This is a genomic window from Niameybacter sp. (assembly GCF_036655075.1).
Classification (GTDB): domain Bacteria; phylum Bacillota; class Clostridia; order Lachnospirales; family Cellulosilyticaceae; genus Holtiella.
In genome coordinates this window covers 50,095-64,192 of the sequence record NZ_JAVVQU010000010.1, presented here as the reverse complement: position 1 = coordinate 64,192, position 14,098 = coordinate 50,095, and the positions used below count along the sequence as shown (strand labels likewise).

At 37.7% G+C, this 14,098-nt stretch carries 17 protein-coding genes; 14 read left to right on the top strand and 3 right to left on the bottom strand.

All coding sequences use genetic code 11. The annotated features are described in order from the left end of the window. The 10 genes from RRY75_RS04605 to RRY75_RS04560 all read left to right on the top strand — a co-directional run. Nucleotides 1-741: HD-GYP domain-containing protein (locus RRY75_RS04605; RefSeq protein ID WP_332715813.1), on the top strand; the 741-nt coding region annotated here is incomplete at its 5' end. Between the two features lie 3 nt (nucleotides 742-744). After that, nucleotides 745-1,275: a DUF5317 family protein gene (locus RRY75_RS04600; protein WP_332715811.1), complete on the top strand. Its 531-nt coding sequence runs from the start codon at nucleotides 745-747 to the stop codon at nucleotides 1,273-1,275. A gap of 76 nt (nucleotides 1,276-1,351) precedes the next feature. Beyond that, nucleotides 1,352-1,933 carry a class I SAM-dependent methyltransferase gene (locus tag RRY75_RS04595; protein WP_332527242.1) on the top strand — a complete coding sequence of 194 codons (582 nt, stop codon included), beginning with the start codon at nucleotides 1,352-1,354 and terminating at the stop codon, nucleotides 1,931-1,933. Next, the gene (locus tag RRY75_RS04590) at nucleotides 1,930-2,805 is read left to right on the top strand and encodes a class I SAM-dependent methyltransferase (RefSeq protein ID WP_332527241.1); all 876 of its coding nucleotides are present in this window, start codon (nucleotides 1,930-1,932) and stop codon (nucleotides 2,803-2,805) included. The genes RRY75_RS04595 and RRY75_RS04590 overlap by 4 nt, the downstream gene beginning before the upstream one ends. Continuing rightward, entirely contained in the window at nucleotides 2,802-4,019 is a 1,218-nt protein-coding gene (locus RRY75_RS04585) for a radical SAM protein (RefSeq protein WP_332527240.1), read from the top strand. Before RRY75_RS04590 ends, RRY75_RS04585 begins: the two co-directional genes overlap by 4 nt. A gap of 91 nt (nucleotides 4,020-4,110) precedes the next feature. Continuing rightward, on the top strand, nucleotides 4,111-5,337 hold the full coding sequence (locus RRY75_RS04580) for an HAD-IA family hydrolase (RefSeq protein ID WP_332490876.1): 1,227 nt from the start codon (nucleotides 4,111-4,113) through the stop codon (nucleotides 5,335-5,337). Between the two features lie 281 nt (nucleotides 5,338-5,618). Then, a complete protein-coding gene (locus RRY75_RS04575; protein WP_332715809.1) occupies nucleotides 5,619-5,984 on the top strand; it encodes a YbaN family protein in 366 nt (121 codons plus the stop codon). A 167-nt stretch (nucleotides 5,985-6,151) separates the two neighbouring features. Next, the gene (locus RRY75_RS04570) at nucleotides 6,152-6,592 is read left to right on the top strand and encodes a GyrI-like domain-containing protein (protein WP_332490872.1); all 441 of its coding nucleotides are present in this window, start codon (nucleotides 6,152-6,154) and stop codon (nucleotides 6,590-6,592) included. 173 nt (nucleotides 6,593-6,765) lie between these two features. Then, nucleotides 6,766-7,683, top strand: coding sequence for a DUF2268 domain-containing protein (locus RRY75_RS04565; protein WP_332490870.1), 918 nt, complete (start codon nucleotides 6,766-6,768; stop codon nucleotides 7,681-7,683). After that, nucleotides 7,670-8,425, top strand: a complete 756-nt coding sequence (locus RRY75_RS04560; RefSeq protein WP_332490868.1) for a MerR family transcriptional regulator — start codon at nucleotides 7,670-7,672, stop codon at nucleotides 8,423-8,425. The genes RRY75_RS04565 and RRY75_RS04560 overlap by 14 nt, the downstream gene beginning before the upstream one ends. Nucleotides 8,426-8,552: 127 nt before the next feature. Here the strand turns inward: RRY75_RS04560 and RRY75_RS04555 are convergent, their stop codons facing one another. Next, the gene (locus tag RRY75_RS04555; RefSeq protein ID WP_332490867.1) at nucleotides 8,553-9,686 is read right to left on the bottom strand and encodes a mechanosensitive ion channel family protein; all 1,134 of its coding nucleotides are present in this window, start codon (nucleotides 9,684-9,686) and stop codon (nucleotides 8,553-8,555) included. A gap of 171 nt (nucleotides 9,687-9,857) precedes the next feature. On the opposite strand from RRY75_RS04555, the gene RRY75_RS04550 reads away from it, so the two are divergent. The 3 genes from RRY75_RS04550 to RRY75_RS04540 are packed head-to-tail and all read left to right on the top strand — an operon-like array spanning nucleotide 9,858 to nucleotide 11,495. Further along, the gene (locus tag RRY75_RS04550; RefSeq protein ID WP_332490866.1) at nucleotides 9,858-10,151 is read left to right on the top strand and encodes a hypothetical protein; all 294 of its coding nucleotides are present in this window, start codon (nucleotides 9,858-9,860) and stop codon (nucleotides 10,149-10,151) included. A gap of 11 nt (nucleotides 10,152-10,162) precedes the next feature. Further along, nucleotides 10,163-11,068, top strand: a complete 906-nt coding sequence (locus RRY75_RS04545; protein WP_332528353.1) for a hypothetical protein — start codon at nucleotides 10,163-10,165, stop codon at nucleotides 11,066-11,068. Then, a complete protein-coding gene (locus RRY75_RS04540) occupies nucleotides 11,049-11,495 on the top strand; it encodes a GerW family sporulation protein (protein ID WP_332490860.1) in 447 nt (148 codons plus the stop codon). The genes RRY75_RS04545 and RRY75_RS04540 overlap by 20 nt, the downstream gene beginning before the upstream one ends. 102 nt (nucleotides 11,496-11,597) lie before the next feature. On the opposite strand, the gene ychF is transcribed toward RRY75_RS04540, so the two are convergent. Beyond that, nucleotides 11,598-12,692, bottom strand: coding sequence for a redox-regulated ATPase YchF (ychF, locus tag RRY75_RS04535; protein WP_332490858.1), 1,095 nt, complete (start codon nucleotides 12,690-12,692; stop codon nucleotides 11,598-11,600). 156 nt (nucleotides 12,693-12,848) lie between these two features. After that, nucleotides 12,849-13,025 (bottom strand): hypothetical protein, encoded by a 177-nt coding sequence (locus tag RRY75_RS04530; protein ID WP_332490856.1) that lies wholly within the window; start codon nucleotides 13,023-13,025, stop codon nucleotides 12,849-12,851. A gap of 139 nt (nucleotides 13,026-13,164) precedes the next feature. On the opposite strand from RRY75_RS04530, the gene lgt reads away from it, so the two are divergent. Continuing rightward, entirely contained in the window at nucleotides 13,165-14,028 is an 864-nt protein-coding gene (lgt, locus tag RRY75_RS04525) for a prolipoprotein diacylglyceryl transferase (RefSeq protein WP_332490854.1), read from the top strand. The last annotated feature ends 70 nt before the right edge of the window (nucleotides 14,029-14,098 follow it).

The following is a 14,098-nucleotide window of genomic DNA, read 5'->3' as shown; positions in this document are numbered from 1 at the left end:
GAAGATTTCTGGTTGGGTCTAATTAATTACATGATTATGATTCCTTTCGGTATTATCTTTGTACAACTGTATGAGACCTATAGTTATTGGGGAATCATCTTTACCTTGTTCCCAGTACTTCTTGTGAAGTACACCTTTACCTACTATGCAGAAGCTAAAAATCAGTATAACTTGACTGTGGAAACGCTTATGAACGCCATGGATGCAAGGGATAAATATACTCAGGGACACTCCTTTAGGGTTGCACAACTTTCGGTATTATTAGCAGAAGAGCTAGGATATCGTTCAGGACAGGTAGAAAAACTGCGTATTGCAGCTATGCTTCATGATGTTGGGAAAATTGGTGTCAGTGATAAGATTCTTCATAAGCCAGGTGGACTCACAGAAGAAGAATACAATATTATAAAAACACATCCAGTTATTGGTGAAAATATTATTAAGGCTATTAAGCATTTAGATTATACAAGAAGCATTATTAGAAATCATCATGAACGTTATGATGGCCTAGGCTATCCGGATGGACGTAAGGGAGACGAACTTGAACTTGATGTGTATATTGTTCAACTTGCAGATACAGTAGATGCAATGGGCAGTGACAGGCCGTATAGAAAAGGGTTGGCAAAGGAAGTGATTCATGCAGAAGTTGCAAAGTATGCAGGGACACAATTTCATCCAAAAGTTGCCAATGCTTATTTAAACGGAGTTGAAAAAAGTGAAAAAATGGATAAAATATGGGAGTAGAAAATGTTTGGAATTGCAATTATTTCAGCAATAGGTATTGGATATTTACTTAAGGGCCATTTGAGCAATTTAAGAGCTATACAGATAAAAGGGTTTTGGCTTATAGGTGTTGCATTTGGCGTTGAGCTCCTTGCTAAAATGTTATTGCACTATCAAGTTCTCTCGTTTGGACCTGTGACTTATGGATTGCATTTTTTAACCTATTTGTTACTAGGCGTTGTTGTATACCTCAACAAAGAACAACGTGCTCTTGTTGTAATGGGTATCGGGTTCTTATTAAATGGTCTTGTGATTTTGTCAAATGGTGGGATTATGCCTGTAGGGGTAGAAGCTTTGAATGTTTTAGGGATGGACCTAAATAGTCCATTGCCAGGCCTGTATACAGTGATGAATGACTTGACACATTTTGAAGTGTTAGGAGACATTATTACGGTTCATTTTATCAAGTTTGCACTTATTATTAGTCTAGGTGATATTATTTTATGTCTAGGGATGATGGCACTTATTATTGAAAATATGCTAGAAAAGAAGTAAACAAAAGACACTATTCCGATGAGAAAGCCGTTGGATAGTGTCTTTTGTTAGATTGTATGGAAAGAGAGGAATGGAGATGTCCTACTTATTTAAGTATTATGCAGGGATTTATGACCGTTTTATGAAGCAGTTTAACTTGGATTGTAATGAGCACATGATAGAAGCACTAGGTACTGTTCGTGGGAAAAAGATTTTAGACGTAGGTGGGGGTACGGGCACCCTGGCAGATGTGTTGCAACGTCAGGGGGCTTGTGTGACGCTCGTAGACCCTTGTGCACAAATGACCAAGCGTGCCAGAGCGAAAAATACCAATCTTATTATCTATACAACAACATTAGAAGAGATGGATGAAGGGGTGCTCAAAGAGCAATTTGATGTGGTGATGATCCGTGATGCCCTGCATCATATGGAAAAACCAGAGGAGGTCATACCTCTTGTACATAAAAGCTTGAAACCTAAAGGAACACTGATGATTGCAGAGTTTAACTGGAGCAGTCCAAAAACAAAAGCACTATGGGTGTTTGAAACCTTATGTTTTGAAAACTGTCGTATGTTTACACCAGAAAGTTTAGAACAGTTATGTAGGCCGTATTTTACCCATCAAAAAATACAAATAAACAGAGGCTTTGAAATGCTTTATAAAGGAGAAAAGACATGAAATACATAAAACTCTTGTGTAAGTTGGGGTATTTGAGTGTGAAGGGACAATGGGTGAGAGGCACAGAGATTGGTACAGCGTATACTAAGGTAAGTAAGTGCTATGAAGCCAAGTTTTTGAGTCAGATGCATACTTATAATGATCAGGTACTAGAAGCTTTTAAGTCAGCACTCCCTAAAAAGCCGGAACATATACTAGATTTGGCATGTGGGACAGGGTATAACAGCATGCAGCTTAGGTCTTTTTATAAGGAAGCAGAATTTTGCCTAGTGGATGTCTCTAAGGGGATGCTCGAACAAGCACAAAATAAAAGTTTAGAACCAGCTACCTTTAGGCAACAAGATATGTTAAGCTTTTTGAAAACACAGCCAGATGGAAGCTTTGATGGGGTACTATGCTGCTGGGCTATTAAATATCAGCCACCTCGCAAAGTGATTGAGGAAGTACATAGAGTCTTAAAGCCGGGAGGAGTATTTGGGGTAATTGTCAACACTCGGGCAACTTTGCCTGAAATACGACGCATTTATCCCAAGTTGCTTCTAGAATATTCAAGTGCTATTCAGAAGGTGATGTTGGAGTTACCAAACCCTAAAAATAAGCAGGTGTTTGATGGATGGTTTACAAAACAAGGATTTAGGCAACTTACAGGTGCCTCAGGAGAAAAAGCTTTTCGATTTAAAAATGAAAAAGATTTAGCAGAATGGGTGACTCATACAGGGGCATTGGCAGGGTTTGACTGTATGTTGGATTTGCAAAATGAAAAGATACAAACCTGCATGTGCCAACATCTAAGAGCAGCAGCGCTTAAACAAGTGACCCACACTTTTGTTTGGGGGCTTTTTGAAAAAGAGAAAGAGAGGGGAATACTATGAAACTAAGCACGATATTGAAGACGGTTCCTATGTGGTTCAATCCAGGGGTACTTAAAAACTTTTACTATTTACACAAACGCTTTACACAAAATCCTCATTATCGACTCAAATACTTGGTGGCATGTTCGCTAAATGTAATAGAACATGAGCGTATTGTCAGACATGAGGGGAACTTTGTCATCAATGCTTTTTTACCACCTATAAATAGTGAAGCTTTCCATACCATTGCAAAAAGTGTACCGGGGGAAGGACAGGATTTTTATACTAGTCACGTATCAGGTGCAAGACTTGCACCTATTTCAACCTACGTAGCTGTCACTAAAAAATGTATGTACCATTGTTGGCACTGTAGTGCGAGTCATATGATGGCCCAAAATCAGCAGGACTTGTCCACGGAACAAATGATAAAAATCATGAATGACTTACAAAACTTAGGTGTGGGGATTATTGGTTTTACAGGCGGAGAGCCACTGGTAAGGAGAGATTTAGAAGATATTTTAAGGGCTATAGATGAGCGCAGTATGACACTTGTCTTCTCCAATGGGTATGGACTGACACAAGAGCGCGCTAAAAAACTTAAGCAAGCTGGACTATTTGGGATTGCTATTAGTTTAGATAGTACAAATGCCCAGGTGCATGATGCTAAAAGAGGCTATGAAGGGGCACATGCCATTGCGCTAGAAGCTATTCAAAACGCTAAGGCTGCAGGTCTTTATACAATGGGGCAGGTTGTATGTACTAAAGAAATGCTACATACAGGAGAGATTCACGAAGTGGCGAAGTTCTTAAAAGGGCAAGGGATTCATGAGCTGAGAATTGTAGAGCCTATTCCTTGTGGCAACTTAGAGGCCCAGCAAAGTGAAGTCTTGACGATGGAAGAGAAGGCACAACTTATAAACCTTCATATCCTCTTTAACACAGAGAAGGCATATCCTAAAACTTCAGTCTTTCCTTATGTGGAGTCCGCCGACCAATATGGATGTGGAGCAGGGATTCAGCATAGCTATATCGACTATGAAGGCAATTTTAGAGCTTGTGATTTTATTTACGAAGCCTACGGAAATATTTTGGAAGAACCTATTGAGGCGGTTTGGCAAAGGATGCATCAAGCATGTGGTAAGCCAAAGTGTGAATGTTTAGCCAAAAAACAGTGCACTCAGTGTGATGAAGCAATCAGGCCTAAATATTACAGGCTACTTGGAGGAGAGAAGTAGAATCTTGTTAAAGCTTTTATAAAAAGGTATTGATAAACAACTAGGAAGGGTATATCCTAATGCAAAGGCATAATGCATAAAGGAGAAAAAGATGTATAACTTATATTTATTTGATTTTGATTACACTTTGGCAGATTCAGAAAAAGGAATTGTCATGTGCTTTAGACATGTCTTAGATAAGCACAAAGTAGAAGGTATTACAGATGAGGCCATTAAAAAGACTATAGGGCGTACACTTTTAGATGCTTTTGAGATTTTGACAGGACATACTGATGAGGCAGTGCTCAAGGAACTAGAGTGTGAATATATTGCAAAAGCAGACGAAGTAATGACAGACAATACAGTGCTCTATAAAGAAACGATTCCTATGCTCAAGCGTCTAAAACGTGCAGGGCATCAAGTAGGGATTATTTCTACAAAGTATCGCTATAGAATAGAAAGTACGTTGCAAGCGTATGGAATCGCTGAACTTGTAGACCTTGTGATAGGGAGAGAAGATGTAGAAGTTGCCAAGCCAGATCCACAAGGTATCAAAAAGGCAATGGTCCATTTTGGGTGTACACCACAACAGGTTCTTTATGTAGGTGATAGTTACATTGATGCAGAAGCTGCAAAAAATGCAGGTGTAGCCTTTTGCGGTGTTTTAACGGGGACGACTACAAGAGAAGACTTTGGCAAGTATCCTTATAAGCGAGTCATGGAAACGTTAGATGAAGTACAAAGTGGACAGGGGAAAAGAGTCTTAATGTTCCTTGCAAAAGGATTCGAAACGATGGAATTTAGTCCTTTTGTAGATATATTAGGATGGGCTAGGAATGATTATGGCATAGATGTAACGCTTACAACGTGTGGGTTTGTGGAAAAAGTAGTCAGTGCCTTTAAGGTGCCTGTGATGGTAGACCAGGTACTTGACCAAGTACAGGTAGCAGACTACGATGCATTAGCTATTCCAGGAGGCTTTGAGGAGTTTGGGTTTTACGAAGAAGCTTATGATGAGCGCTTCTTAGAATGCATTCATCAATTTGACCAACAAGGAAAACCTATTGCCACTATTTGTGTAGGTGCCTTACCTGTTGGGAAAAGTGGTGTGCTGGCAAATAGGCAAGCAACGACTTATCATTTAAGAGAAGGCTATCGACAAAAACAACTTGAAAATTTTGGCGTAAAAGTGGTGAATGCACCGATTGTCATAGATGGTAACATCATCACATCCTATTGCCCTCAAACAGCCGCAGAAGTTGGGTTTAAGCTCCTTGAGTGTCTGACCTCTACTAAGGATATGGAGCAGGTAAAAGAAGCTATGGGGTATGGGTGGTAGCATTTTAAGGAGTAATAAGACGTTAGTATAGAAATACATAGGGTAGAATGTAATTGAAAATATACCAATCATCCAAGAATGAGATGTGACCCTACAAAAAAGCTAAGCTCTATGCAAGTTCAATATGAACCATTGCAAGCAGCTTAGCTTTTTTTGTGCGTAATGAGAGTGAGAAACTGGTCATAGGACATGCACTTATAAAAGTATATATGAGGGGTAAGGAACTGTTTGGTTGGAGAGCGACCAAGCAGATTTGGTTCAAAGAAAGGAAAGTAAAAACCATGAAAAAGACCTTTTATATAGTCTTTGGCTTTCTAGCTTTTGGTCTAGGTGCACTAGGTGTAGTCTTGCCCATTTTGCCAACAACGCCTTTTCTGTTGATTGCTTCATTTTGTTTTTTTAGGGGTTCGGAAAGGATTAATCAATGGTTTGTAAGGACCTCTATTTATAAAAAATATTTAGAGTCTTTTATTCAGGACCGTACGTTGACAAGGAAACAAAAAATAGGAATCCCAGTCGTTGTGTCGGTAATGCTTCTGATTCCTTGTATTCTTGTTAATCATTTAGGAATGAGAATAGTGCTCCTCATCATCATTGGATTGAAGTGGTACTATTTTATTTTTAAGATTAAGACACGTCCAGAGTAATAAGGCAATAGAGGTAGGAGGGAGTTTATAATTAGAAACATGAGAAGCATTGAGAAAATGTAAAGAACATTATGACATGATAGTATGAAAAAATTTTATAATATGACATACAGTTGTCAGATTTATTTGCGTATACTTACCTTATCCAATAGAAAGAGGTAATAAAGATGACTTATGAAATCGTAAATTTAGAAGCAAAAAGTATTGTAGGTGCAAGTGCTCGAACAGGAAATGGTGATCCACAAATGGGACAAATCATTGGGGGGTTATGGAATCAACTTTATCAAGAGGGGATTAGTGCTACTATTGAGCATAAAGTGAATGGGTATGCTGTTGGACTATACTCGAATTATGAAGGCGATACATACTGTGTAACAGTAGGACATGAAGTTGCACAAGTAGCACCTTCAACATTGAGTACGAAAGAGATTCCAGGTGGACGCTATGCAAGATTCTTTGTCAAAGGACATATGCAAAAAGCAGTAGCCGAAGCATGGGAAACGATCTGGCAGCTTGATTTAGAGAGAAGTTTTACTGGAGATTTTGAAGAGTATTTAAACTGTGATTTTGAGCAGGCAGAGCTATACATTTATATTGGGTTGAAATAATAAAAATGGATTTTAAAGTTTAAGAAGTATATCAAGACACGCGGTTCTAATAGGACATGAGATTGCCTTGATATACTTCTTATTTTTATTTTAAAAGCGTATTGACTCTGACGCAACGTCATAGTTTAAAGTATAGTTATAGCGCAACAGGCGTTAAGAAAAGAGGTATGACTATGAATATTACAACTATACGTTCAGATTATATGTATCGTAAAATGGTAAGTGCATCCAATGAAGAAAGAGAACGAATCTACCGCTATGAACTCATGAAGCCTTTTGAGTTCAAATGGCAGTGCATCGGTGTACCACTAGAAGCAAGTGAGAAGGGTGGCTGCGACGTTGTATCTGCAAGCCATATGAGTGGTGGATACCATCCGGCACAAATAACTAAAGACTGTTTAGGTGCAATTGAACAGATAAGCAATCCGTCTTTTTGGAATGCTTGCGAAAAGAGTATTCGAGAGACTTTAGAAGGATTTGAGCAGCATAACATTACCTTACCTGTGCAAGAATATATCTTTACAATCCTACTCAACGACCCAACCCATCCTATGTCAGCAATGACGGGTGATTATTGTGGGGATGGAGGGATTCCGGGATACATCTTTGGAACTATCATTCCTAATGAAACAGCACTTCGTATGCTGCCTGTGGCACTTGCTCATGAAGCCAATCATAATGTAAGATGGCAGTTTATTGGCTGGCATCCTCAGATTACCTTAGCGGATATGATTGTGAGTGAAGGCCTTGCTGAAAACTTTGCAGCACATATGTTTGGAGAAGACAAAGTGGGGAAATGGGTGACCCATACAAGTAGCCAAACACTAGAAATGCATATTAAACCTGCAATTAAAGCAAACCTTGAGGTGCATGACTTTAATAGCCTTTCATCCTATTTATATGGAGATGAAATAATGGCCATGCGAGGTGTAGAACCGATGGGCATACCTTATTGTGCAGGTTATGCATGTGGCTATGCGCTGATTAAATATTATTTAGCTAAGACAGGCAAAAGTATTTATGAAGCAACCATTACACCAACGGCAGAGATTCTGAAAGAGACGGAGGGATTTTGGCATGAAAATCAATGAAGTTGCAAAACTTACAGGAATTACGGTAAGAACCTTGCATTACTATGATGAAATAGGGCTTTTAAAGCCTAGTGAAATTACTGAGAGCGGCTATCGATTGTACAATGAGGAAGCGCTTGAGCGGTTGCAGCAAATTCTCTTTTTTAAAGAATTAGATTTTCCTTTAACGGAAATTAAAGCCATCATGACCGACCCAAGCTATAATCAAGTAGAAGCACTCTACAGTCACAAAGCCTTATTGATTCAAAAGAGGAAACGCTTAGATGGACTTATTGATCTTGTTAATCTTACACTTAAAGGAGAATGCACTATGGATTTTAAAGCATTTGATACGACACAGATAGAAGCGGATAAAAAGAAATATGCAAAGGAAGTAAAAACGCGCTGGGGCAATACACAGGCTTATGTAGAGAGTCAAGAAAGAACAAGTCATTACGATCAAACAAAGTGGAAGTGCTTACAAGGAGAGGGAGATGCGCTACTAAAAGCCTTTAGCGAAAATAGAACAGGTGACCCAGAGGGTGAAAGTACCCAAGCCTTGGTGAAAAAGTGGCAAGATTATATTACTGAGCACTTCTACAACTGTACACTAGAGATTCTAGCTGGATTAGGACTTATGTATGTTGGGGATGAGCGATTTGCCAAGAATATTGATCGAAATGGTGTAGGAACAGCAGCCTTTATGGCAAAAGCAATCGAGAGCTATTGTGCCAAGGGAACTGAAACTGATGAATTACTATAAGTACTTATGAACAAAAGGGCTGTCAAACTAGAAATTTCACTAGGTTGACAGCCCTTTTGTTAGCAATTAGAGTTGCTATTCATTGTCACAAGAGGTGTATACACTTAGTGACGACCTCGATGCTTAATTAGTCGTTAGTATTTTGAATTTGAATAGTTTGAGTTGGGAAGGCAATATTTACTTCCAGTTCAGCTGCCAAACGCATAATATCAAGATTAACTTGTTGTTTTAAGGCAGAATAACTTTTTAAATCTGTTTGTAATGCGTAAAAAAGGACAATAATATTTAAAGAGAAATCGCCAAAATCATCAAAGTAAACAAGGCTAGTATCCTTTTCAATTAAGTCGTTTTGGGCTAAACTCTCTTTAAGTTGGTCCATGAAGGTTTGAAGTTTATCAGAAGAAGTATCATAGGTTACTCCAAGTGAGAAGCGTACTCTTCTTTTTGGCATAGTTGACCAGTTAAGGATATTGTCATTTGCAAGGGTTGTATTAGGGACAATTACAAGACCTTGCTCAAAGGTGCGAATGCGTGTACTTCTAAAGCTGACATCTTCAATAATCCCTTCAATAGACCCACACTGCACCCAATCCCCAATAGTAAAAGGTCTATCAATCATGAGGACCACACCACTCATAATGTTGGTGAGCGTATCTTTGGCAATAAAGGTGAATGCCACTCCTCCTAAACCTACACCAGTGAGAATGCCCGCAATTTTAATGTTGAGTTGGGTAATCATCATCATTATACCAATCAGTATGATCGTAAGACGAATAATCTTTCCAGTAAAACGAATGAGTAACTGATGGTCAAGGAGCATAAACTTTGAACCAATCTCCATAAGAATGTCTTCATAAATGTTGACAGAGTTATAAGTTGCCCAAGTAGCTAGTGCAATACAGAGGAGTCCATACACCATATGTAAGCTTTTGATTGGAACAATGGCTAAATTAATTTGAAGAGATTCATTGATGTAGAGCTCTACTTGGTTAAGATGATTATAGGCTACAAAAGGTGAAAGTATAAGTCCCATATAAAGGCTAGATATACGTAGCCAGTAGTCAAGGGGTTTGGCAAAGGCCAGATTCAGTTCATCCAAAAAGTTTGGAAGTTTATCATTAAAGTGAGTAAAAAACTTAATAATCACTTTACGTAAAGTTTTGCTGAGTAAAAGTAGCCCCAGGGTTACAATAAGTGCTAAAGCAAGTTGAATATAAAAATGATAGGGTTTAGGGATTGAAAATAAATCAAATAATTTCATAGAGATAATCCTTTCGTTAAAGTAAAACATATTTTATGTCAAAACCTATTATAATAAGTTTTGTGAAATAAAGAAAGCTTCATATAGTCAAAATATGATGGTTCATGGTATAATTATTTATAATTAGATAAGGCTATATAATTGCTAAAGTTTATACAAAGGAGGAGAAACATGAGAACTTCCAGGTATATGAAAATCGATAAAGACCTACCTTATAAGCGTTTCTATCCTAAACTTGTTAAAAAAAATAAAGGACCTAGGGATGTTTATGTACTATGCACACCGCCAAGACCTGGAAACTTATTTGAAATCATACCTGCTTATCAAATCGATAAGCGTTATGAGCAGAGTTTCATCCTAGGTATAAGCAAAGATAAATCATGGCTCATCGACTATACGGTTACATTGATTGATGGACTTTATAACACCAACAGTTTGACCTATGATCTATTGCAGTCGGAATAAAGAGGTGGGTAATGACTATATTATGGCTTATATTAAAAATAATATTATGGGTAATAGGCATTTTATGCACACTTCTTTTAGTGATTGTTGCAGCACTCCTTTTTTTACCCATTTGTTATGACATAGTGGGGCAAAAGCAAGAGACAATGAGTGGACAAGTGAACCTACGTTTATTTGCAATATTAGAAATAGACTACAATTCAAAGGAAGCAAAATCTATACGTCTCAAACTTTTTGGACTAGACCTAGATAAGCTTATGCGGTGGTTTAAAACATCAGAAGCAACGGCCTCTGTTGCCGAGCAGCAAGAGCTGTTGGTACAGGATAGGAACCAGGATGCTTTGACACGACCCAAAGAAAAGGAAAAGCCGCTTACTCAAGTGCCACCAATAGAATTAAGTAGCGCAAAAAAAGTTACAGAGCCTACCCCAAAAATATCCCAAAAATCTAAACAAAAAGTTGGGAAAAGGGATAGTAAGAAAGAGAAGACACACACTAAAGAGAAAAAGGAGATGGATTTTAAACATATTTGGCAAGAACTTCAAGCCATCTGGAAAGATGAAGCCAGAAAACCTTTTATTCAAGCGTGTAAAAAGTTATTAATCAGTTGGTGGTATGCCTTAAAACCTAAAGCTTTATACTTTGAAGTCCTGTTTGGGTTGGAAGATCCAGCTGAAACGGGGTTGTGGCTTGCCAAACTTATGCCACTTTATCCAGTGTATGCACCTTATGGCAATATTATGGGCGATTTTGAAGAGGCTCGCTTTGAAGGGTGCATAGAAATAAGAGGCAAAACTAATTTATTTAAGTTCGTTTATCCAGTGTTAGCCTTTGTTTTTCATAAAGAAGTAAGAATCATAATCAAAAAGATAATGCATTTCGGAAAGGATGAAGAAAATGGAATCAAAACTCAATAATAATTTAGAGGTATTACTTGGTCAACTTGAACACTTTATTAACACTAAAACAGTAGTAGGGGAACCTATTCATATTGCAGATACGATTTTAGTACCACTTGTAGATGTAAGCTTTGGAGTAGGTGCGGGTGCTGCAGCAGCAACAAAGCTTCAAGAACGCAATAAAGATAAAGAAAAAAACATTGATGGGAACTCAGATAAAGGTGCAGGTGGTTTAGGCGCACGTATTACACCAAGTGCTATGCTTGTCATTCAAAATGGGACAACACAACTCATCAACATTAAAGCACAAGATAGTTTGAGCAAACTCATTGACATGGTACCAGGTCTTGTATCTAACTTACCAGATATGATGTCCAAATTTACACATAAAGAAACAACAGTAGAGAAACCAGCAGATGACGCTTATCATCAAATGAATCAATAAATGGGATGAAGCAAGTATGTCTTGCTAAGTATATATAAAAGAGGGACAAGGCCTAGGCCTTGTCCCTCTTTTATATATACTTCAAATAGAAGTGTAGCTATTTTAGACGTTGAATCTAAAGAGAATGATGTCGCCATCTTTGACAACATATTCTTTGCCTTCAAGACGTACAAGCCCTTTTTCACGTGCTGCGTTGTAGGCGCCGGCTTCTACTAAGTCGTTGAAGTTAACAATTTCTGCACGGATGAATCCACGTTCAAAGTCAGAGTGGATTTTACCAGCAGCACCTGGTGCTTTCGTACCTTCTGTAATCGTCCAAGCACGTACTTCTTTTGGACCTGCTGTTAAGTAACTGATGAGACCAAGAAGTTTGTAACTTGCGGCAACAAGTAGGTCGAAACCTGTATTGTGAAGGCCAAGATCTTCTAAGAAAATCGCTTTTTCTTCATCAGATAAGTCAGCAAGTTCTTGTTCGATTTGTGCACAGATTACAAATGTTTCTGAACCGTGTTCTGCAGCAAAGGCTTTAACTTTTTTCACATAATCGTTGTCTTCACCACTTACTAAGTCATCTTCAGATACGTTAGCTGCGTAAAGAACAGGTTTTGCACTGATGAGACCAAGAGATTCGATAAAAGCATCGTGGTCAGCATCTTCGCCCATTAAGCTACGTGCACCTTTGCCTTCTTCTAAAACAGCATAAAGTTTTTCTAAAATAACAAGTTCAGCTGCTAATGCTTTATCATTTTTAGCTGTTTTTTTAGTTTTAGCAATACGACGTTCTAACACTTCCATATCAGAGAAGATAAGTTCTAGATTAATTGTTTCGATATCACGAAGTGGATCAACAGTTTTATCTACATGAATAATATTGTCGTTTTCGAAGCATCTTACAACTTGTACAATCGCATCAACTTCACGAATGTGTGAAAGAAATTGATTTCCTAAACCTTCACCTTTACTTGCGCCTTTGATAAGACCTGCAATGTCTACGAACTCTACAGCAGCTGGAAGAATTTTTTCAGATTGATACATTTCTTTTAAAACATCAAGTCTTTTATCTGGTACAGCTACAACCCCCACATTTGGTTCAATTGTACAGAATGGGTAGTTTGCTGATTCAGCACCTGCTTTTGTAAGCGCGTTAAATAATGTGCTTTTACCAACGTTTGGTAGTCCTACAATCCCTAGTTTCATATCATTCATCCTTTCTATGTGTATACCGAAGTATAAAATGGCTATAATAAAAGTTTCTCTTATCAATTGCACTAATTTTAAATTATAAAGGATATGGAAAGAGGTTGCAATGGCGATTACAAGAAAAAAACTGCAACAAAGTGCAGTTTTTAAGATTTAATTATGTTTTCCTAGCAAATAGCCGACACTAAAGCTTAATAAAATGCTACATAAGTAAATCATGCCACTAAGAAAAGACATTTCTCGTAAGTAGTCACGCGTAAGGAGTGCATCTTGCGTTTCTAATTCTTTAGTACGTTCAGCTACGCGGTAATGACGTTTGGACTGTGCCATTTTCATTCCTCCAATCCTATAAGTTAAGTGAGCCTTCATTAATATAGTATAGGAAACAACTGTGAAAAATATGCAAGTCATCTGTTTACAGAAGGGGTATTCAGGCATATAATAAGTAAAAACAGACAGGAGGAAACATATGCCAAATATTTATTTTCCGAATTTGAATTTGTCTTTTCATATTAACCCTATTGCCTTTAATGTATTTGGAGTGCCCATTTACTGGTACGGCATTATTTTAACAACAGGCATTTTGCTAGGACTTTGCATGAGTATGTATATTGCCAAGAAGGAAGGGGTATCCCCAGATCATATTTTTGACTTTTTATTATATGATATTGTATTTGCTATTATAGGGGCAAGAACTTACTTTGTAGCTTTTAATTGGGACTATTACAAAGACCATCTTATGGAAGTTTTTAACCTACGCCAAGGTGGTATAGCCATCTATGGTGCTATTATTGCTTCTTTTATCGTTGCAGTGATTTATACGCGTATAAAGAAAATAAGTTTATGGCAATTTGGAGATATCGCAGCTTACGGCCTACTTGTCGGACAAGCCATTGGTAGATATGGAAATTTTGTTAACAAAGAAGCTTTTGGAGACTATACCAATAATGTTTTAGCTATGCAAATTATGAAAGAAGAAGCGACAACTCATGTGACACAAAATATGCTAGATAACGTAGTGGTAAGAAATGGAATCGAGTTTATTCAAGTTCATCCGACTTTCTTCTATGAATCTTGTTGGAACTTTGTTCTACTTATTCTTTTACTCATTTATAGAAAGTACAAGAAGGGAAATGGAGAGATTTTCTTCCTTTATATAGCAGGGTATGGTATTGGACGCTTTTGGATAGAAGGTCTTAGAACAGACCAACTGATTGTACCTGGTATTAACATTGCAGCATCCCAAATTGTAGCTGTGATTTCTATTGTAGCAGGAATTATTGGTGTGATGTGGTGTCGAAAAAACTCTAAAATTAAATTCAAAAAAATGTAAATTAATGTTGATTAATTCCAAAAATGGGACTATAATTAGACTATAGAGAGAGATATATAAAGAAACACTT